The following is a 20,939-nucleotide window of genomic DNA, read 5'->3' as shown; positions in this document are numbered from 1 at the left end:
TCTGTCTAACAAGTTGCTCTTGTAATTCCAATCGAACTTGTTTCTTAATTCTCCGCATGACCCTGGACCAACTGCGGATATTCGTTGCCGTCGCCGAACGGGGGCACATGACCAAGGCGGCCGAGCTGCTGGGCATTTCCCAATCGGCCGCCTCGGCGGCCATCCGCTCGCTCGAACAGCAGCATGGCGTCCAGCTGTTCAACCGGGTCGGTCGCAACATCGAACTGGCGCAGACCGGGCGCAGGTTTCTGCCCGAGGCGAAGGCCGTGCTCGAACGGGCGGCTGCCGCCCACGACGTGCTGGAGCACGTCTCGCAGACGATCACCGGCAGCCTTTCCATCGCCGCCAGCCAGACCATCGCCAGCTACTGGCTGCCGCGCCGGCTGGCCTCCTTCCACGAGGCCTATCCCGCCGTCAGGCTAAGCGTGACCATCGGCAACACCAGGCAGGTTGAGACCACCGTACTCGACGGTACGGCTGATTTTGGCCTGGTCGAGGGGCGCACTGAATCGGACATATTGCGGCGCGCCAAGGTCGATGTGGATCGCCTGATGCTGGTCGTGGCGCATTCGCATCCCGAGATCGCCGAAGTTTTGCCCGGGCATCCCGATATCAAGGAACTCCGCTGGATCATCAGGGAAGGCGGATCGGGCACGCGCGAGGTGCTGGAAGATCTTGCCCGCCGCGAAGGGATATCGTTCGCAGACCTGCGGATATTCCTGGTGCTGCCGAGCAACGAGGCGGTCCGTCAGGCGGTCGAGGCCGGCGCCGGCGCCACCATCATTTCGGAGCTCGTTGTCGAACGCGCGGTCGCCGAGGGCAGCCTGCGAGCCGTGCCGATCGATCTGCCAAAGCGCGATTTCGCCATGATCACGCATCGTGACCGGCAGGCAAGTCTGGCCCAGATGGCGCTCAAGGCGCATCTGGGCGTGAGGGCCGGCGAGACCGTCCGCGGGTAAGCCGGGTCAGCCGAATTTCCGCTGCGCATCGAGCGCCAGCCCAAGCCCGACCGAGCCGAACATATCACCTTCGATGACCGACGCCTGCGGCACCAGGGCCAGTATCTGCTGCCTTGCCAGCGGGATGGCGGTCGATCCGCCGGTCAGGAACACCGCGGTGATGTCGGACGGTTTCACCTGCGCGTCGCGGATCGTCTCACCAACCGTAGCGGCCACCCGTTCGATATCCCTGGCGATCGTGTCGTCGATCCCGGCGCGCGTAATTTCGGTCGCAAACTTCGCTCCCGTCAGCGCGACCATCACCTCGGCGGACGGTTGCTCCGTCAGCGCGATCTTGGCCCTCTCGACCAAAGCGGCCAGCGCGTGCCCGTAACGATGCTCGACGATGTCGATGAAGCGGTCGACTAGGTCGGCGCGTTCCGCCTCGTAGCGAATCTGGCGCAGATGCGTCATCGCTCGGGCGGTGTAGACCAGATTGATGCGCTGCCATGTCGCCAGGTCGATGAAGTAGCTGGCCGGCAAGTTGCGCTTGCCGTCCTTGGTCGGCGAGAGGTAGCCGAGCTGCGGCATCACATGGGCGATGCTCAACAGCCGGTCGAAGTCGGTGCCGCCGATGTGGATGCCGCGGCTGGCCAGGATGTCGTCCTTGCGATCGAGGGCGCGGGCGCGCTGCGGCGAGACCCGCACGATCGAGAAGTCGGACGTGCCGCCGCCCATGTCGACGATCAGCGCCAGTTCTTCGCCCGTCACCTTCTGCTCGTAGTCGAGCGCTGCCGCGATCGGCTCGAACTGGAAGGCGATATGCTTGAAGCCCTGGGTGCGGGCCGCGTTTTCGAGTTCACCTTCGGCCTTGGCATCGGCCTCGGCATCGTCGTCGACGAACTGCACGGGACGACCGAGCACCACGCTTTCAACCGTATCGTCCGCATCCTCTTCCAGCCTTTTCCTGAGGTGGCCGACGAACAGACCGATGATCTCGGTGAAGGCGATCGATCGGGTTTTGATGCGCGTCTTTTCATGGACCAGCGTACCGCCGAGTACGCTCTTCAGCGAGCGCATCAGGCGACCCTCGATGCTGTCGGTATAGTTGGCGATGGCGCGGCGCCCAAAGTAGGTGCGGTTGTCCTCGAAATTGAAGAACACCGCGCTGGGCAGGGTCACCTCGCCGTCTTCCAGCGCCACCAGTTGCGGCTGCCCGTCCCTGATCACGCCGACGTGGAATTCGAAGTGCCGAAGTCGATACCGCCGAATGCTGGTCGCATCGCAAAGACCTGTATTTTTGATTGGGGAGCGACAGCCGGTGTTCGGCCGGGCCGGGGGTCGCGGTCTAACCCACGAGCGTAAAAAGGGGAACCGCCTTTTTAAGAGAGTTTAGTCCTTCCGGAAGACGAGCCTTCCGAGCCAGCCGGTCAGCATGGCCAACGACACCGCGAAGACGCCATACAGGAAAGAATAATCGTGGGCGACGCGGAAGATCGACTGTTCGAAACCGGATTTGCGGATTTCGAGCTGGGCGGAGCTTTCCTTGATGAACAGGCCGCTCTTGAACAGGAACGCACGGGCCTTGTGGGTGCCGACCGGAACATTGGGCGCAAGCCTGACGGTGGCGCGGAACAGGTTCTGCGAGAGGAACTGCACGCCGCCGACATTCACGCTGTAGAGGCCGGTCGCCGTCTTTCGCTCGCGCAGTGCCGCGGTGAATTCCTGGATGGTCGCCGGACTTTCGCCAGCGTCGGCCGGCTGCATGTAGATGTTGGCGGCGCCGAGCGACAGTTGCTTGTAGCTGTTGGGGTCGGTGACGTCCTGCAGCGGCCGCGTCGTCGCCACCGAATAGGACACCGGCACATTCTTGAAGGTCTCGGACTCCAGATTGATCCAGATGCCGAGCACCCGGTCCTTGCGGCGCACGACGACCTTCCGGGCCGGACCCTCAAGCACGACGACGATGTCGTAGCGCCCCTGGCGCGCGACACGCGGGTCGGCATTTTCCAATGAGCCGAAGATGGTGAGGTCGGCGCCGGAAAAGCCGGCGGTGATCGAGACATGGTCGGTGGACAGGCCGATCTGGATGTTTTCGGTAACCGGCGTCTGCGTTCTTGCCGGTGACGAGGCGGCGAACAGCGACAGCGAGGCAACGGCCAGGATCGTCCTAAAACCCGCCATCAGGTCGGATCCGCGCCGGACAGCGAATAGAGGCTGGGCGGCGTCACGAACAGATCGATGGCGAGCCGGATGGCAACCGCCAGGACCAGCAGTGCCAGCAGCGCCCTGAGCTGCTCGCCGCGCAGCCTTTGGCCGGCCTTGGCGCCGTATTGCGCGCCGGCGACGCCGCCCGCCATCAACAAGAAGGCGAGCATGATGTCGACCGTCTGGTTGGTGGTGGCATGGACCAGCGTGGTGTAGGCCGAGGTGAAGATGATCTGGAACAGCGAGGTGCCGACGACGACGTTGGTCGGCACTTTCAAGAGATAGATCAGCGCCGGCACCATGATGAAGCCGCCGCCGACGCCCATGATCGACGACAGGAAACCGATGCCGGCGCCGAGGCCGAGCACCGGGATGACGCTGACGAAAAGCTTCGAGGCCCTGAACCGCATCTTCAGCGGCAAGCGGTGGATCCAGTTGTGCTGGCCGGATTTCTTCAGCACCGGTGCCGCGCCGCTGCGCGCGGCGCGCAGCGCATTGACGCTCTCGACCAGCATCAGCCCGCCAACGGTGCCGAGCAGCACGACGTAGAGCAGCGAGATGAACAGGTCGAGCTGGCCGAGCCGGCGCAAGAAGCCAAAGACGAAGATGCCGCCGGTCGAGCCGACGATGCCGCCGGCCAAAAGCACACCGCCGAGCTTGAAGTCGAGCGTGCCGCGCTTCACGTGCGACAATGCGCCGGAGAAGGAGGAGGCGATGACCTGGTTGGCGCCGGTGGCGACTGCGATCGCCGGCGGTATGTTGTAGAAGATCAGCAGCGGCGTGATCAGGAAGCCGCCGCCCACTCCGAACATGCCCGAGAGGAAACCCACCGCCGCGCCCATGGCCAGCAGCACGAAGATGTTGACGGAAATTTCCGCGATCGGGAGATAGATGCCCACCCGTCAGTCTCGATCAGTTTGCCCGCCGGCGAATGCAACCGTGGCGGGCATTCGCGCCAAAAGCCTGTCCGTTCTTGCGCCGGCCGGGCGGCGAAGTCAAACCTCGCCACGTCGCCGAAACAAAAAACAACTCAATCAGTTAACAGGCAAATGTGTGGCAAAGGCGTCGCGGAAACGACGCATCTGACGTTATTTGCGCGCAAGCAGCGCCTTGACCAGCTTTTCGTCGACCGTGCCGGTGGGCTTCAGGTCGTTGTCAGTCTGGAAAGCCATGATGGCATCCTTGGTTTTCTGGCCCATCACGCCATCGTCAATGCCGGCCTCGTAGCCGTTCTTGTTGAGAATGCGCTGGATGTTCTGAACGACCTTCTTCATGTCGACGCTGGCGGTCGTCTGCGGCGTGCCGTCCTGCCACGATTCGGGAATATCGGCCGAATTGGCCGCGGGATCGAGCGGCTTTGCCTTCCACAGCTCCGTGGCGGCGCGTGCGCGTTCGAGCTGCTCGGGCCTGAGCGCCTTGGCGATCTCGTCGCGCTTTGCCGCCGCATCCTTGTCGCCGGTCTTGGCGACGAGCGCGAACCATTTGTAGGACTCTTCGAGATTCTGCTTCATGCCGACGCCCTTCGCCGCCAGGATGCCGAGATTGAACTGGCTGTCCTTGACGCCGAGATCGGCGGCGGCCTGGAACCAGTGCGCGGCCGATTCATTGTCGGTCACGCCGTCCGCCGCCATGGCGAAGAGCACGGCGAGGTTGTGCATGGCGCTGGCGTTGCCCTGCGCGGCGGCGAGCTGGTACCAGGTCTTCGCCTTCTTGACGTCGCGCGCGACGCCGGTGCCCTTCTCGTAGAAGTTGCCGATGCGGTATTCCGCCGGTGCGAAGCCGAGCTCGGCTGATTTCTCGTACCATTTGGCGGCCGCTGCCATGTCTTGCTTGACGCCGCGCGATTCGGCGTAGCGCGAGCCGATCTCGAACAGTGCCTCGGCGTCGCCGCCGGCCGCTGCGTCACGCAAGGCAGCCGGGCCGGCATCGGCTGGAATGTCGATCTTGGCAGTGGCCGCCGCCGTCGATGCAACCGCTGACGTGACCGTGCCGGTCATGTCCTGGGTCGCGGGCGTGGCGTCCGGCGCGGTGGCCATTGGTTCGGCGTCCGCAGCCGTCGGGCCCGCAGGTGCCGACGCTGTCACGTTCGCCGCCGCCGGATCGGGCGACGTCGTTGAAGCCATTGATGCAGGAACAGGCTCGGCCGCGGACCCTGAGTCGACCGACGTTTCACCATCCGCCGATCTCTCGTTATCCGACGGCGTGGCGATGCCGGCCTGCGCCGGCATGTCGTCCTCGGCTAGCGACTCGGATGGCTCTGCCTGCCGAACAGCGTGGTCTGGTGCGCTATCCCCTGCAGTTTCTGTGTCCGTCTTCGGTTCGTTGACGGTACCGATCGATGCGGTTTCCGCTGGCTGCGCGGCCGCCATCGGCGCCGTATCGTTGCTGGCCATTTCGACCGGGTCGGAGACAAAGGCCTTGCCCAATTGCAGGCCGGCGAGCGCCAGCATGACCGCGGCGGCTGCCATCAGAATCGGCTTGCGTCGCGCCTTGAGCAAGTCGCCGATCCTGAGCGCTTTTACCGGCCCCCTCATCGTCGATTGCCGCTTGAGAGCGTCGGCCTCGGCAGCGGCCGCTTGCGCCGCGCGCCTGGCAGCGGCGATGAAGTCGGATTTCGATGCGTCGGCATTGCCGGCCCTGCCGGGCGGGCCGCGTTCGTCGCGCACGCGCTTCATGATGGCGTTGAGGTCAGGTGGGCCGGAGCCGGGCTCCAGCGGCCGGTTGGCAACCTTCGGGTCCAGCGGCTCGTCGAGATCGGCAATCGGTATCTCGACATCAGGCGCGGAGCCGGCAAGCGGTGGAACAATCGTCTCCTTCTTGGCCTTGAAGGCGCGCGCCAGTCCGCCGAGCATCGACTTCCGGCCGCCGGTCGGCTGGCTTTTTTCCGCCGTGTCCGAGCCAAGCGCCGCCATGGCCGCGGCCGCGGCGGCTTCGGCCGGCGTGCGCGTGCCCGGGTCGCTACGCGTGCCCGGTTCGCTAGGCGAACTTGAGTCATCGCTGATCATGGCAGAGACATGGCTGTCGAGGTCGGCCATGTCTTCCGTCAGCGGCAGTGGCTGGTCGATGTCCATGGACGGCGCGTCACGTACGGCCATCTTTGACGATCGCACGCCGCGCCAGCTGTCCGGCTCGGCCGGCTGCGTATTCAGAAGTTCGCTCACAGCGTCGGCCGGCTCGTCGGTTTCCAGCGAGCCCAGCCGGTCGACGATCTTGAGCAGCGTGTCGTGGATGGCTTCGAAGGTCCTCGAATTGCGCTCGTCGGAACGGCGCGTCAGTGCTTCGAGCGTCTTCAGATCCTGGGCGAGGCCAGAGACAGCCGCCGTGTTGGCACTGGAGCCCGCCAACGAACGGACGGCGCTCTCGGCTGCCTCGCGCGCCGCGCTGAGGATGGAATCGCGGGTGCCAGCCAGCGACTTCTCGATTTCGTTGAGACGGGGGCTGATATCCTCCAATTCCGGCAGTGGCGCGCCGGGTTTCGAAAGGTGCGCCGACAGGCCCGCGACCTGCGCTTCCAGGCTGCGGATCAGGGCCGGGTCGATGCCGGCGACTTGTGCCGCCGATGAATCCAGCCGGACTGAAATGTCTTCGAGCCGGCTTTCCAGGCCACGGATCGCCGCTTCACCTGCGTGATCGGGAACGCGCGTCTCCAAGCGCTTGGCCAGCGCGCTGAAGCGGGCGTCGAGGGCGTCCATGATGCCGGCCCCGTCGATCTGCGGCATGCGCTGGTCCAGCCTGTCGGCAACTTCGTCCAGCCGGCGCTCGAGATCGCGAAACAGCATGTTGCCCTGTTCGATCGCGTCGCCCTGGCGGCGCTCCATCATGCCGGACAGCACGTCGAAACGCTGTTCCAGCCCCTGGAAGATATAGTCGGCGTCCGGCATGGCAGGCGCCCGGTCGATCTTGTCGGCAATAAGCGCGATCTGCTTGTCGAGACGCTCCATCGCCTGCTCAGGCAAATTGGCCCGGCTGGCAAGATCGTCGACCCGGCTCGACAGCATGTTGAGGCGGTCGATGACCTCGCCGCTGGGGTGGACTTGCGTCACTTCCTCGATCTGTTCGGCAAGCGACGCAATCCGCTTCTCGATACGCTCGAATGCTTCGGGGTCGAATGAATTGGCCTGCGCAGCGACGGTCGAGGCGACGATGGCGCGGGAAATCTCGTCCAGCCGCTCGTCGATCATCGCCAATGTGCTGCTGCCGAGACTGTCCTGCTGGCGGGCGAAATGCTCGACGGCGCCGGCAAGCGTGCGGACCTTCTCTTCGAGCGAGCGCAGCGAAAGCGATTCCGGCAGATTGTTGACGGCATTGCTGATCTGTTCGAGCCGTTCGGTCAGCATCGAAAGACCGGGTGCGTCCGACCGCTGTCGCTGATCGGCATCGACACGATCCTCGAACGCGGTCCAGCGGCGGTCGAACTCGTCCCAGCGGCGGCCGACCGCCTGCACGCTCTCCTCGCGCGCCAACGTGTCGAGCGCGGCCTTGACCTGCTCCAGATCGAGCCGGAGCATGTTGACGCTTCTGTCATCGCTCTTTTCGGCCAGGGACTGGATGGCGCCGGAAAGCCGCTCGAACTCGACGCTGAGTTCGGCGCTGCCTTTGCCTCCCGTCGATTGGCCACCCGGCTCGGTGCTTGCCTGGAAAGCCCGCTCGATGTCGTTGCGCAGCGCTTCGAATTCGCGCTGCAGGCCGGCGTTCATCTGGTGGCGCAGTTCCTCGCGCAGGCCGCGCAATTCGCCGGCGATCTTGCCGACCACGGCGACGCCGTCTTCCTGGCCGCGCACGCGGTCGATGTCGCGGGCGATCGCCTGGTAATTCTCATCGAAGGCAGCCGGCGCCGGGCTTTTCGGCGGCTGCGCCGGGCGCGGATCCTCATAGGGCCGGGCGCTGGCATAGCGCGGCTCCGCGCTCAGCCGGCGCGGATCGGGACGTTCGCTCAAGTCCTCGCGCGTCCGCTCCAGCCGCTGCTCCAGCGTTTCCAGGGAGCGGTTGAGCTGTTCAAGCGTGGTGTACGCCCTGCGCTGCCGGCCGGTGTTGAGTGTATCGAGATAGGACCGCTTGCTGTTCATCGATGCGCCCGTTCACAATCGCTGCTGGCTTTATGACCAGTTCCCAAAGTCCTGCCGGAAACGAAGACGGCCGCGGCTTTGCTGCGGTGGACTCCGAAACCGTGAAAAATTCGCTACAGGATAACCACGGGTGACCGACATGCGCACAATTCGCCCAACGTGGTAAACAACGCGTTAACCAAGCTTAAGAAGTTGCAACGATGTTGACGAGCGCCTGAAGCGCCGCCGGGCCATGCGGTGGCGGATGCGGCAAAAAGGTCCTCCCGCACGACGCCCTTGCTTCGTGAGGCGGCTATCGGTATAGAATTGACGTAAACGTAAGGGTGCAGATTGTGCCGTTTGCGATTTTTTTTGTTGAAACCACGAGTGGAAGCACGCCCCCGCTTCGACTCAGGCGACGCACGGTCCAGGACCGCGGCGCCACCAGATGGGGAAAGCCAGTGACCATGAAACTTGTTTCGCCCGGCGAAGCCGCGGCCAATACCAATGACATGTCCGATAAAGCCGGCGAGGATCTTGTCCGCATCGGCGAGATGGCCAAGAAATACGGAGTAACGCTGCGAACGCTGCGTTTCTACGAGGACAAGGGCCTTCTCAATCCGCAGCGCGACGGCTCGACCCGTCTCTACACGCGCCGCGACAAGGCGCGGCTGAAGCTGATCCTGCTCGGCCGCAAGGTCGGGTTCTCGCTGCGCGACGTCAAGCAGATGATGGACCTCTACGACCCCAGCGGTTCCAACACCAAGCAGTTGCGACTGACGCTCGACAAGTCGGAGAAGCAGCTTGCCCGTCTGCAGAAGCAGCGGGCCCTGATCGACGATGCCATCAACGAGTTGAGCAACTCGATGGCGGCGGTGCGTCAGATGCTGAGCGAACGCTCGGCGCCGCAGGCCAGCGTCGCCGGATAATTCTTCGCCGGCTTCCGGTGAACGGCCTTCGGGAGAGAGCCGCGTGTGCCCTGGCTGCGCGGCTCTTCCCGTTGTCTTGCGGCTGCGCCGGGATTTTCAATCTGTTCGGACTGGCGACGGCCAGCGCCGTTACGCTATGAGCGAGCGGCGGGGATAATTTGTCGCATCAAAAAATTGACGTTTACGCAAACGTCAACTTTTGCTATTCCGACCTGAACATTGGTCCGCATGCCCGTCTGACTTCACATTGGGGGATTCGGGGCCAAGGCCGCATGGTGGAGGAAATGCATGCCGATCTACAGGGCGCCGGTCCAGGACACGCTGTTTGTGCTGAACGAAGTGCTGGGCTACCAGCGCTATTCCAATCTTCCCGGATTTTCCGACGCGACGCCGGACGTGGTCGAGGCCATCCTTGCCGAGGGCGCCAAGCTCGCTGAAAATGTCATGCAGCCGCTGAACCGCGTCGGCGACATGGAAGGCTGCGAGCGCCATGGCGACGGTTCGGTGACGACGCCGAAGGGCTTCAAGGAGGCCTTCGACCAATACCGCGAGGGCGGCTGGTTGGGGCTGGCCGCACCCGTCGAATTTGGCGGCCAGGGTCTGCCTTACGCGGTGCATACTGCTGTTTCCGAATATATGATTTCGGCCAACATGTCGCTGATGATGTACCCCGGCCTGACGCAGGGCGCGATCGCCGCGATCATTACCCATGGCACCGACGAGCAGAAGGCGCTCTGGTTGCCGAAGCTGGTCGAAGGCGTCTGGACCGGCACCATGAACCTGACCGAGCCGCATTGCGGCACCGATCTCGGCCTGCTGCGCACCAGGGCGGTTCCCAATGGCGACGGCACCTACAGGATCTCAGGCCAGAAGATCTTCATATCGGCCGGTGAGCACGACATGGCGGACAACATCGTCCACCTGGTGCTGGCCCGCATCGACGGCGCGCCGGAAGGCGTGAAGGGCATTTCGCTGTTCATCGTGCCGAAACTCAAGCTCGATGCATCAGGCAATCCTGGCGAGAAGAACACCGTCTCCTGCGGCTCGATCGAGGAGAAGATGGGCATCCATGGCAATTCGACCTGCGTCATGAATTATGACGAGGCACAAGGCACGCTGCTTGGCGAGACGAATGGCGGGCTGAAAGCCATGTTCACGATGATGAATGAAGCGAGGCTCGGCGTCGGCCTGCAGGGGCTTTCTCTGTCGGAGGTCGCCTACCAGAACGCTGTGTCCTATGCCAAGGATCGCCTGCAGGGACGCTCGCTGTCTGGGCCGAAGGCGCCGGACAAGAAGGCCGACCCGATCATCGTCCACCCCGATATCCGCCGCAGCCTGATGACCATGAAGGCCTTCAACGAGGCCGGTCGCGCACTGGCGCTGTGGACGGCGATCAAGTCCGATATCGTCCACCGTGCCAGTGACGACAAGGACCGCCAGGCTGCCGACGACTACACCGGGCTGATGACGCCGGTGGTCAAGGGCGTGCTCACCGACAAGGGTTTCGACCACGCAGTGATGGCGCAGCAAGTGTTCGGCGGGCACGGCTATATCGAAGAGCACGGCATGAGCCAGTTCGTGCGCGATGCCCGCATCGCCATGATCTACGAGGGTGCCAACGGCATCCAGGCGCTCGACCTCGTCGGCCGCAAGCTGGCCTTGAATGGCGGCCGTGCCGTGCAGGCCTTCTTCAAGGAGGTCGGCGAGTTCTGCGAGGAGAACCGCACTGACGAGAAGATGGCGCCCTTTACCAAGGCGCTGAAGAAGGGCCTCAACGATCTGCAGGCGGCGACGATGTGGCTGATGCAGAACGGCATGGCCAAGCCCGATAACGCCGGTGCCGCCTCGACCGACTACATGCATCTCTTCGGCCTGGTGGCGCTGGGCTATATGTGGGCGCAGATGGCCAAGGCGGCCGGGGCGAAATTGGCGAACGGCGCCAATGGTTCTCCGGCGTTCTACGATAGCAAGCTGGTGACGGCGCGCTTCTTCATGGAGCGGATCATGCCGGAAACGTCGGCGCACCTCGCCCGCATCTCCAGCGGCGCCGATACATTGATGGCACTGCCGGCGGAAGCGTTCTAAGCTCGACGTTCCCTCCCCTCAAGGGGAGGGGGACGTCGGCGCAAGGGAGAAACAGCATGACCAACCCCGCCGAAATTCTTGGCCTTCCCAAACCTGCCTGGGCGGCGGACGAGGTCGGCATGCTCTACGACATGGCGCACCGCTTCATGTCGGAAGAGATCGCGCCACGCTATGACGAGTTCGAGAAGAACGAGATGGTCGACCGTGAGTGCTGGCTGAAGGCGGGCGCGGCCGGTCTGCTCTGTGCCTCGATGCCGGAGGAATATGGCGGTTCGGGCGGGACATTCGCGCATGAGAGCGCCATCATCGAGGCGATCGGCCATGTCGGCGTCGACGGTTTCGGCATCGGCCTGCACAATTCGATCGTCGCCCCTTACATCCTCCACTACGGCTCGGAGGAGCAGAAGAAGAAGTGGCTGCCGAAACTGGCGACCGGCGAGCTGATCGGCGCCATCGCCATGACCGAGCCCGGCGCCGGCTCCGACCTGCAAGGCGTCAAAACGCGCGCCGAGAAGGACGGCAACCAGTACAAGGTCAACGGCTCAAAAACCTTCATCACCAACGGCCAGCTCGCCAATTTCATCATAATTGTCACCAAGACCGACCCCGAGAAGGGCGCCAAGGGCACTTCGCTGATCGTCGTCGAGACCGACGAGGTGGAAGGGTTCGAGCGCGGCCGCAACCTCGACAAGATCGGGCTCAAGGCTAACGACACCTCGGAACTGTTCTTCAACGATATGCGCGTGCCGACCTCCAATCTGCTCGGCCACGAGGAAGGCCAGGGCTTCGTCCAGTTGATGCAGCAATTGCCGCAGGAGCGGCTGCAGATCGGCACCGGCGCCATCGCCATGGTCGAACGGGCGCTGGCGTTGACCATCGACTACGTCAAGGAGCGCAAGGCCTTTGGCAAGGCGATAATCGATTTCCAGAACACCCAGTTCAAGCTGGCCGAACTGAAGACCGAGGCGACCATAGGCCGGGTCTTCTACAATGACTGCGTCGCCCGCCATATCGATGGTGGTCTCGACCCGGTGACGGCCTCGATGGCCAAATACTGGCTGTCAGACCTGCAGGGAAAAGTCGTCGACGAATGCCTTCAATTGCATGGCGGCTATGGCTACATGAATGAGTATCCGATCGCCCGCATGTTCCGCGACGCCCGCGTCCAGCGCATCTACGGCGGCACCAACGAGATCATGAAATTGCTGATCGGGCGCTCTCTCTGAGAGACTTTCAGCAAACCAAGGAGCAGGAAAATGGCCGAAGCTTATGTCTATGACGCCGTGCGCACGCCGCGCGGCAGGGGCAAGAAGGATGGCTCGCTGCACGAGGTGCCGGCGGTGCGGCTCGGCGCCAAGGTGCTTGCGGCGATCCGTGACCGCAATGGGCTGGACACCGGCGCCGTCGACGACATCATCTTCGGCTGCGTCGATCCGGTCGGCGAGGCGGGTTCTGTCATTCCACGCGCCGCCGCCTTCGAGGCCGGTTACGACACGAAAGCGCCCGGCATGCAGATCTCGCGTTTCTGCGCCTCTGGCCTGGACGCCATCAATTTCGGCGCCGCCAAGATCGCGCAGGGCGCCGACGAGATCGTCATCGCCGGCGGCGTCGAATCGATGTCGCGCGTCGGCATGGGCGCGTCCGGCGGCGCCTGGTTCATGGACCCCTCGGTCGGCCTGCCGGGCTGGTTTGTGCCGCAAGGCATCTCGGCCGATCTGATCGCCACGAAGTACGGCTTTTCGCGCGACGACGTCGACGCCTATGCGGTCGAAAGCCAGAAGCGCGCCGCCAAAGCCTGGGGCGAAGGCCGCTTCAAGAATTCGGTGATCTCGATCAAGGACCAGAACGGCCTGACCATCCTCGACCACGATGAACACATGCGGCCTTCGACCGATATGCAGTCGCTGGCGGCCCTCAACCCGTCCTTCGTCATGCCCGGCGAAATGGGCGGCTTCGATGCCGTCGCGGTGCAGAAGCATCCCGAGGTGGAGGAGGTCAATCACGTCCACCACGCCGGCAATTCGTCTGGTATCGTCGATGGCGCGGCGGCCGTTCTGCTCGGCTCGAAGAAGGCTGGAAAGTCGCTCGACCTGAAGCCGCGCGCTCGCATCCGTGCATTCGCCAATATCGGTTCGGAGCCGGTGCTGATGCTGACCGGTCCGGTCGACGTGACCGAGAAGCTGCTGAAGCGTGCCAGGATGAAGCTGTCGGACATTGATCTGTTCGAGCTCAACGAGGCGTTCGCCTCGGTGGTGCTGCGCTACATGCAGGCTTTCGACATTTCGCACGACAGGATAAACGTCAATGGCGGCGCCATCGCAATGGGCCATCCGCTCGGCGCAACCGGTGCGATGATCTTCGGAACGGTGCTGGACGAACTGGAGCGCCGCGACCTGAACACCGCGCTGGTGACGCTCTGCATCGGCGCCGGCATGGGCACCGCAACGATCATCGAACGCGTCTGACGGGAGAGAAACCGATGAGCTACACCAACTTCACCCTCGACATTGACGCCGATGGCATCGCGCTGGTCACCTGGGACATGCCCGACCGCTCGATGAACGTCTTCACCGAAGAGGTGATGCTGGAGCTGAACGCCATCGTCGACAAGGTGGCGAGCGACGCGTCGATAAAGGGGGCGGTGATCACCTCCGGCAAGGACACGTTCTCCGGAGGTGCCGACATCACCATGCTGCAGAAGATGCTGTCGAAGTTCGCAGCCGATAAAGCCAAGGACCTGGACAAGGCGACCAAGGCATTGTTCGACAATGCCGGCTACATGACCGGCCTGTTCCGCAAGCTGGAGACCTCAGGCAAGCCGTGGGTTTCGGCGATCAACGGCACCTGCATGGGCGGTGCGTTCGAGCTGTCGCTCGCTTGCCATGGCCGTGTCGCGGCCGATTCCGACAAGGTCAAGATGGCGCTCCCCGAAGTGAAGATCGGCATCTTCCCAGGTGCCGGCGGCACCCAGCGCGTGCCGCGGCTGACCGACCAGCAGCAGGCGCTGCAGATGCTGACTTCCGGTCAGACGCTGTCGCCGCAGAAGGCCAAGTCGATGGGCCTGATCCATGAGATTGCCGAACCGACGAAGCTCGTCGAATCCGCCAAAGCCATGATCAAAAATGGCTTGAAGCCAGTGGCGCCGTGGGACGAGAAGGGCTTCAAGCTGCCCGGCGGCCCGGTCTATTCGGTGGCCGGCGCCAATCTGTGGCCACCGGCAATCGCCATCCTGCGTCGCGAGACCTATGGCAACTATCCGGCTGCCGCGGCCATCCTGAAATGCGTCTATGAAGGCCTGCTGGTGCCGTTCGACACCGGCTTGCGCATCGAGCAGCGTTATTTCACCGAAATCATGCAGACCAGAGAAGCGGCGGCGATGATCCGCTCGCTGTTCGTGTCGCTGCAGGAACTGAGCAAGGGCGCGCGTCGTCCGGCCGGCGTGCCGGAAACCAAGTTCAAGAAGATCGGCGTGCTCGGCGCCGGTTTCATGGGCGCCGGCATCGCCTATGTCACGGCCAAAGCCGGCATTCCGGTGGTGCTGCTCGACCGCGACATGGACGCTGCCGCCAAGGGCAAGGCGCATTCGGACAGCCTGATCTCGGATCAGGTCAGGAAGGGCCGCGCCAAGCCGGAGGACAAGGACAGGCTGCTGTCGCTGATCACGCCGACGGCGGACTATGCCGACCTCGCAGGCTGCGACCTGGTGGTCGAGGCGGTATTCGAGGATTCGGGCGTCAAGAAGGACGCCACCGAAAAGGCGGAGGCCGTGCTGAAGCCGGCGGCGGTCTTTGCGTCGAACACGTCCACCATCCCGATCACGTCGCTGGCGAAGAATTCGACGCGGCCGAAGAATTTCATCGGTATCCATTTCTTCTCGCCGGTCGACAAGATGATGCTGGTCGAGATCATTTTGGGCAAGAAGACGGGCGACAAGGCGCTAGCCACCGCGATCGACTTCGTCCGCGCCATCAAGAAGACGCCGATCGTCGTCAACGACACGCGCGGCTTCTACGTCAACCGCTGCGTGCTGCGCTACATGTCGGAAGCCTACAAGATGTTGATCGAGGGCGTTCCGGCGCCGATGATCGAGAATGCGGCGAAGGCCGCCGGCATGCCGGTCGGCCCCTTGGCGCTGACGGACGAAACGGCGATCGACCTCGCGCAGAAGATCATGAAACAGACCATGCGCGATCTCGGCGACAAGGCGGTCGACCCGAAGCAGATGACGCTGATCAACACGCTGGTCGACACGCATGGCCGCTTCGGCCGCAAGAACGGCAAGGGTTTTTACGACTATCCGCAAAAGCCTGCCAAGAAGAAGCTGTGGCCGGGCCTGAAGGATCTCTATCGGCAGTTGCCGCCTGAAGAGGTCGACTATGAGGAACTGAAGCAGCGGCTCCTGGTCACCATCGCGTTGGAGGCGGCCCGGGTGATGGAGGAGGGCATCGTCACCGATCCGCGCGAGGCCGATGTCGGCTCGATCCTCGCTTTCGGCTTCGCGCCCTTTACCGGCGGCGTGCTGTCCTACATCGACGGCATCGGCGCAAAAAAATTCGTCAAGATCGCCAAGGGTCTTCAGAAGAAGTATGGCGGCGAGTTCAAAGCGCCGAAGCTCCTGCTCGAGATGGCAGAGAAGGGCGAGACTTTCTACGAACGCTTCGATCCCTATGCCAGGAGCGAGGCCAAGAAGGCGGCGTGACGCCGCCTTCGATGGTGGACAAACTCACGGCCACCGATTAGAACAGAGAAGGTATTTTTTCCTGTTCTGAAGGAGAGCAAAAGTGCTCTCGCATGACCGCGTGTGGGCCGCCATCGATGCTCTCGCCGAGCGCTATTCGCTCTCGGCGTCGGGGCTGGCGAAACGCGCGGGCCTCGATTCGACGGCCTTCAACAAATCGAAGCGGCTGTCCTCGGACGGGCGGCCGCGCTGGCCGTCGACCGAGTCGCTGGCCAAGATCATCGAGGCGACCGGCGCTTCGCTCGACGAATTCACCGGACTGGTCGAAGGCCGGGGCAAGACCGTTCCCGGATCTCTGCCGGCACAGACGTCTTCGGTGCCGCTGCTCGGCTTCGCCCAGGCCGGCGCCGGCGGCTTCTTCGATGATGCCGGCTTTCCCGTGGGCCAGGGCTGGGACCTGATCGAGCTTCCGGCACGAGCGACCGAAACCTCCTATGCGCTGCAGGTCCAGGGCGATTCCATGCTGCCGCTCTACCGCAACGGTGACGTGCTGATCGTCGAGCCGGGCGCCGCCACCCGCAAGGGCGATCGCGTCGTCGTCAAGACCAATGCCGGCGAGGTAATGGCCAAGGTGCTGGACCGTCAGACGGCGAAGTCTATCATGCTGGTCTCGCTCAATCCCGATCACCCGGATCGCGACATACCGATGCGCGATGTCGAATGGGTGGCGCGGATTGTCTGGGCAAGCCAGTAGGGGCCGCCGGTGCGTCCGCTTCATGCCGCCGCTGCGGTGTTGACGATCCTGGCGATGGGGGCTGTGATTGCCACAGGTGGCCGCGCCGTGCTGCAGGACGAAAATGGGCGCGTCGCGGCTCGGGCGCAGGCCGTCGCGGCGCAATCCCAAGCGCCTGCTACATCAGAAAATCCGCGACCCAAGGCGGCGAGCCCAGAGGCGCATTCCAGGGCCATCGATCCCGAAGTCGTCGCCCCGCCGCAGCTTCAGCCGCAAGAGCTTGAACGGGTCGAGCCGCGCGCGCCGCTGAGTGAGTTGGCGCTGGCCGGACCGCCCAAGCCGCCCAAAACGAAAATGCCCGACGACTGGAACGGGACAAAACTGTTCCAGCCGGTTGCATCGGCCGCCGGTGTGATCGAGGCCAAAGGCTACTCCGTCGCGATTTCCGGCGTCGACATCGTCAGGCAGGACGAAACGTGCACCGACGGCGGCAAGTCGTGGACGTGTGGCACCCGCGCGCGAACGGCGTTCCGTGCCTTCCTGCGCGGTCGGGCGGTGGTCTGCACGGTGCCACCCGAGGGCGGCCGCGACCTGATCACCGCCGAATGCCGCGTCGGCAACCAGGATGTCGGCCAGTGGTTGATCGAAAACGGCTGGGCGCGCGCCGCCAAGGGTGGCCCTTACGTCGAGGCCGGCGAGAAGGCCCGTATGGCGAGGAAGGGCATTTTCGGGCCGGCGCCCAGTCTCTCCGGCCTGCCTCCGGCACCAGCCCCCTTTGCGGCCACAGCGCAGCCGACGCAGCCGATTCTCGATCCTTCGGCGGCGGCTACGCCGCCAGCTGACCAGCCAGCGCCTTCTGAATGAGCGCGCGGGTTTCTGCGATGCCGTAGAGCGCAGCGAAGGAACCGAAGCGCGGGCCGCGCTCCTGTCCGATCAAAATCTGGTAGATCATCTGGAAGAAGGCAACGGAGACGCCCGGCCCGCCTTCCGGGCTCTGCTTCGAATGGTCCTGATAGCGCTCGATCTTGCGCGCGACGTTGAGAGCGGCATTCTGGATCGCCTCGCCATCGGCATCTGTCGGCAATGCGGCGAGCGCTTCGGACAGTTTCGTCAGCGCCTCGCGCTCGACCGCATCGGCGGCCCGGTACACCTTGGCCGGCTTCACGAAATCGTCGAAATAGCGGATCGCATACTCGGCCAGCCGGTCGAGCTCGGGATGGGTCTTCGGCGTCACGCCTGACGTGTGGCGCAAAATGAACCCCCACAGCACGTCCTTGTTCTGGGCGTTCGAGGCGCTGACCAGATTGAGCAGCAGCGCGAACGATACCGGCAGGTCGACGACAGGCGGGTTGCCGTCATGCATGTGCCAGACGGGATTTCCCAGCCGCTCCTTCCACTCCTGCCGGCGATAGGCGGACAGAAAGGCGTAATACTCGTCCACCGCCTTCGGAATGACGTCGAAATAGAGCTTCTTGGCCTGCCGCGGCCGCTGGTACATATAGAGCTCGAGGCTTTCGGTCGGCGCGTAGGTCAGCCACTCGTCGATGGTCAGTCCGTTGCCCTTCGACTTCGAAATCTTCTGGCCGTTCTCGTCCAGGAACAGCTCATAGACGAAATGCTCGGGAGCGCGCCCGCCCAGGATATTGCAGATACGGTCGTAGATCACCGCATTCGTCTGGTGGTCTTTGCCGAACATTTCGAAATCGACGCCGAGCGCGGCCCAGCGCATGCCGAAATCCGGCTTCCACTGCAGCTTCACCCTGCCGCCGGTTATGGGCAGCGTGGTTTCGGTGCCGTCATCGTCGAAGGTGATAGTGCCGGCCTTGGCGTCGACATGCTTCATGGGGACGTAAAGCACGCGGCCGCTTTTGGGGGAAATCGGCAAGAACGGACTGTAGGTCGCCTGACGCTCCTCTCCGAGCGTCGGCAGCATCACGTCCATGATTTTGTCGAAACGTTCGGCAGCGCGCAGCAGAACGTCGTCGAAACGGCCAGCCTTGTAGTATTCCGTCGCGCTGGCGAACTCGTAATCGAAGCCGAACGTGTCCAGGAAACGGCAAAGCATTGCGTTGTTGTGGTCTGCGAAGCTCGCATAGTCGCCGCCAAAAGGATTGGGAACGGACGAGAGCGGCTTGTGCAGGTGCGGCTCGAGTGCGGCGCGATCGGGGACGCTGTCCGGAATCTTGCGCATGCCGTCCATGTCGTCGGAAAAGCACAAGATCTTGGTCTTGACGGTGTCCCGGGTGAGGACGCGGAAGGCGTGGCGCACCATCGAGGTGCGTGCGACCTCGCCGAAAGTACCGATGTGCGGCAGCCCCGACGGACCGTAGCCGGTCTCAAACAGGACAGTCTCGGGAAAATCAGCCCCTTTGTAGCGCTCGACGATCTTCCTGGCTTCCTCGAACGGCCACGCCTTGCTTTCGGCCGCTGCCGCAAGCACCTCGGGATTGAGATCGATGATGTTTGATCCCGCCATGTCACTGTTTTCCAAACTATTCGCCGGCATCGTCGCAAGAAGGGGCCGGATGATTTTTTCAACCGGTCTCTAGGCGTGCCTGCCGTGGGCGTCAACGATCGCGGCGCTTTTTCCTTGCGACGTCGGTGCCGCGTTCCTAACTTCGGAGCCCGTTTGAGGAGTTTTTAAATGCCATTGCCACCGCACGAAGCCCTGATCTATCTTATGGTCATCACTTCCGCGTCCGATCGTGACATGACCAATGTCGAATTGGCGCGGATTGGCGACGTCGTCCGCTCATGGCCGGTGTTCGAGGACTTCGACCACAACCGGCTGGTCGGCGTCGCCCAGGACTGCCAGAAGTTGCTGCACGAAAAGGACGGGTTGGAAGGCGTTTTGGCGCACGTCGCTGAAGCACTGCCCGAGCGCCTGCTTGACACCGCCTATGCCGCAGCCTTCGAGGTCGCGGCCGTCGACCTCGAAATGCGCCTGGAGGAGGTGAGGGTGCTGCAGCTTATCCGTCGCCAGCTCGATCTCGACACGCTCACCGTCGCCGCCATCGCCCGTGCTGCCAAGGCTCGCCTGCGCACGCTGACCTAGAGCGCTGTTCTCAAATGAAACGCCTCAACTATCAGGAAGGAACGTGGTTCCTTGTTCCCCTGAGAAGCGGTGGCTATGCCGTAGGCCTCGTGCCCCAGTTTGTCAGACGGGACGAGCTTTCGAAGCGCAGTTGGCTAGTCACGTACTGTGATTTCGACCCCAGTGTGGTCGAGAAGGAGGAGCCTTTTCGATCCGATCAGGTGCTGGAGCGTGATGCCCTGTATGGGTACGGAGCGGTAGAACTCTTACTCACAAAAGTGATCGAAACTCGCTGAACATTGCTCGTTCAAGTGATCAGAAAAAGCTGACCGGGAAATAGCGCAGATAAAATTCGGCGAAGATGCCCTGCACCGAAATCTGCTGCAGTGCGTAGTCAAACGCTGCGGCCAGCGCTGGATCGTTGGCCCTGGTGGCGATGGCCATACCCGATCCCAGATAGCCAGGCGCTTTTCGAACGCGCCGCCAGCTCGATTTTCATCTTTCTGTAGCGTTGCGACTTCCTCTACTATCGACGAGACGACCGGGCGCTATCTGGTGGGCACCACGAGCAGCTGATCGACGACAGTCCCCCGGCGCAGGCTGGCCAGAGCGCCGGCGCGTCGTGTGCAGGGCGATGGGCATGACGCAGGCCCAGATGGCTACAGCGCTCGGCTACGGGGCAGCCAGCCGGGTTGCCGAACTGGAGAGCGGCAAGGCCACCATCACGCCGATGTTGAAGCGCCTGATCGCCGCCTACGAGGCGCAGCACAGGGTGAGAGCGCCCTGACCTCATGCCGCCACCTCCTTCTGCAGGAGGAACGGCTGAAGCTCTGCAATCGGGCGCAGGTCGGCATTATCGACGAAGAACGCGGGCCGGCCCTTGCCAGTGAGGTCGGCCCAATTCTTTTGCTGCTTGCCGTCGCGCCCCAGTATCCAGCCCTGCAGCGTTACGAAAGGCAGATCGGCGGCGTCACCAGCCCCGCATTTTCCTTGATCTCGACGGCTCCCGGCCTGTGTCCCGACCTCTTGGCTTTGCGTTCCGCGCTTAAGCATCCGAGAAAGAGATTTCAGACGCCCTGCGGGCGAACGGATTCCTGCATGGTTGCCCGCCGTGTCGAATCCGGCGTTTCCATTTCCGGTCGGGGGGGGGGGGGGCGCGGGGGGGGCCGGGGGGGGGGGGGGGGGGGGGGGGGGGGGGGGGGGGGGCGCCCCGGGAGGGGGGGGGGGGGGGGGTGGGTGGGGGGGGGGGGGGGGGGGGGGGGGGGGGGGGGGGGGGGGGGGGGGGGGGG

Annotated in this window: 16 protein-coding genes and 2 pseudogenes; 10 read left to right on the top strand and 8 right to left on the bottom strand. The window is 63.7% G+C overall.

Annotation, left to right across the window (positions count from 1 at the left end; all coding sequences use genetic code 11):
• The first annotated feature begins 56 nt into the window (after window positions 1–56).
• A complete protein-coding gene (locus tag AC0L17_RS22710; protein WP_473517470.1) occupies window positions 57–959 on the top strand; it encodes a LysR substrate-binding domain-containing protein in 903 nt (300 codons plus the stop codon).
• A gap of 6 nt (window positions 960–965) precedes the next feature.
• Here the strand turns inward: AC0L17_RS22710 and AC0L17_RS22705 are convergent.
• From AC0L17_RS22705 to AC0L17_RS22690, 4 genes and pseudogenes are all read right to left on the bottom strand, one after another.
• A pseudogene (locus AC0L17_RS22705) lies at window positions 966–2,221 on the bottom strand (Hsp70 family protein).
• A 109-nt stretch (window positions 2,222–2,330) separates the two neighbouring features.
• Window positions 2,331–3,122, bottom strand: coding sequence for a TIGR02186 family protein (locus AC0L17_RS22700; protein WP_473517469.1), 792 nt, complete (start codon window positions 3,120–3,122; stop codon window positions 2,331–2,333).
• On the bottom strand, window positions 3,122–4,045 hold the full coding sequence (locus AC0L17_RS22695) for a sulfite exporter TauE/SafE family protein (protein WP_473517468.1): 924 nt from the start codon (window positions 4,043–4,045) through the stop codon (window positions 3,122–3,124). The genes AC0L17_RS22700 and AC0L17_RS22695 overlap by 1 nt, the downstream gene beginning before the upstream one ends.
• 189 nt (window positions 4,046–4,234) lie before the next feature.
• Window positions 4,235–8,212 carry a peptidoglycan-binding protein gene (locus AC0L17_RS22690; protein WP_473517467.1) on the bottom strand — a complete coding sequence of 1,326 codons (3,978 nt, stop codon included), beginning with the start codon at window positions 8,210–8,212 and terminating at the stop codon, window positions 4,235–4,237.
• Between the two features lie 446 nt (window positions 8,213–8,658).
• On the opposite strand from AC0L17_RS22690, the gene AC0L17_RS22685 reads away from it, so the two are divergent.
• From AC0L17_RS22685 to AC0L17_RS22655, 7 genes are all read left to right on the top strand, one after another.
• Window positions 8,659–9,120: a MerR family transcriptional regulator gene (locus AC0L17_RS22685; protein ID WP_023802166.1), complete on the top strand. Its 462-nt coding sequence runs from the start codon at window positions 8,659–8,661 to the stop codon at window positions 9,118–9,120.
• Window positions 9,121–9,408: 288 nt separating this feature from the next.
• The gene (locus AC0L17_RS22680; RefSeq protein ID WP_473517466.1) at window positions 9,409–11,205 is read left to right on the top strand and encodes an acyl-CoA dehydrogenase; all 1,797 of its coding nucleotides are present in this window, start codon (window positions 9,409–9,411) and stop codon (window positions 11,203–11,205) included.
• A 56-nt stretch (window positions 11,206–11,261) separates the two neighbouring features.
• Complete coding sequence (locus tag AC0L17_RS22675; protein WP_128185351.1) at window positions 11,262–12,431, top strand: acyl-CoA dehydrogenase family protein; 1,170 nt, start codon at window positions 11,262–11,264, stop codon at window positions 12,429–12,431.
• A gap of 30 nt (window positions 12,432–12,461) precedes the next feature.
• Window positions 12,462–13,670, top strand: coding sequence for an acetyl-CoA C-acetyltransferase (locus AC0L17_RS22670; RefSeq protein WP_473490486.1), 1,209 nt, complete (start codon window positions 12,462–12,464; stop codon window positions 13,668–13,670).
• Window positions 13,671–13,684: 14 nt separating this feature from the next.
• Entirely contained in the window at window positions 13,685–15,904 is a 2,220-nt protein-coding gene (locus AC0L17_RS22665; protein WP_473517465.1) for a 3-hydroxyacyl-CoA dehydrogenase NAD-binding domain-containing protein, read from the top strand.
• A gap of 82 nt (window positions 15,905–15,986) precedes the next feature.
• Complete coding sequence (locus AC0L17_RS22660; RefSeq protein WP_091600331.1) at window positions 15,987–16,637, top strand: S24 family peptidase; 651 nt, start codon at window positions 15,987–15,989, stop codon at window positions 16,635–16,637.
• A 9-nt stretch (window positions 16,638–16,646) separates the two neighbouring features.
• The gene (locus AC0L17_RS22655) at window positions 16,647–17,480 is read left to right on the top strand and encodes a thermonuclease family protein (protein WP_473517464.1); all 834 of its coding nucleotides are present in this window, start codon (window positions 16,647–16,649) and stop codon (window positions 17,478–17,480) included.
• Here the strand turns inward: AC0L17_RS22655 and AC0L17_RS22650 are convergent.
• Window positions 17,443–19,092, bottom strand: a complete 1,650-nt coding sequence (locus tag AC0L17_RS22650; RefSeq protein WP_287280971.1) for a lysine--tRNA ligase — start codon at window positions 19,090–19,092, stop codon at window positions 17,443–17,445. The two genes, AC0L17_RS22655 and AC0L17_RS22650, sit on opposite strands and share 38 nt — an antisense overlap.
• A gap of 168 nt (window positions 19,093–19,260) precedes the next feature.
• On the opposite strand from AC0L17_RS22650, the gene AC0L17_RS22645 reads away from it, so the two are divergent.
• The gene (locus tag AC0L17_RS22645; RefSeq protein ID WP_091600334.1) at window positions 19,261–19,671 is read left to right on the top strand and encodes a tellurite resistance TerB family protein; all 411 of its coding nucleotides are present in this window, start codon (window positions 19,261–19,263) and stop codon (window positions 19,669–19,671) included.
• 294 nt (window positions 19,672–19,965) lie between these two features.
• Here AC0L17_RS22645 and AC0L17_RS22640 read toward each other — a convergent pair.
• Window positions 19,966–20,118, bottom strand: a pseudogene (locus AC0L17_RS22640) (transporter substrate-binding domain-containing protein); the annotation flags it as partial.
• A 172-nt stretch (window positions 20,119–20,290) separates the two neighbouring features.
• Here AC0L17_RS22640 and AC0L17_RS22635 point away from each other — a divergent pair.
• Window positions 20,291–20,437, top strand: coding sequence for a hypothetical protein (locus AC0L17_RS22635; protein WP_473517463.1), 147 nt, complete (start codon window positions 20,291–20,293; stop codon window positions 20,435–20,437).
• A gap of 2 nt (window positions 20,438–20,439) precedes the next feature.
• Here AC0L17_RS22635 and AC0L17_RS22630 read toward each other — a convergent pair whose 3' ends face one another.
• Both AC0L17_RS22630 and AC0L17_RS22625 read right to left on the bottom strand, forming a co-directional pair.
• The gene (locus AC0L17_RS22630) at window positions 20,440–20,703 is read right to left on the bottom strand and encodes a hypothetical protein (protein ID WP_473517462.1); all 264 of its coding nucleotides are present in this window, start codon (window positions 20,701–20,703) and stop codon (window positions 20,440–20,442) included.
• 14 nt (window positions 20,704–20,717) lie between these two features.
• A partial coding sequence (locus AC0L17_RS22625) for a hypothetical protein (protein ID WP_473517461.1) occupies window positions 20,718–20,939 on the bottom strand: 222 nt, incomplete at its 5' end.

This window comes from Mesorhizobium sp. WSM4829, assembly GCF_055811475.1.
Note: the sequence above shows the minus strand (reverse complement) of the source record. Positions and strands in the feature narration are given on the sequence as shown.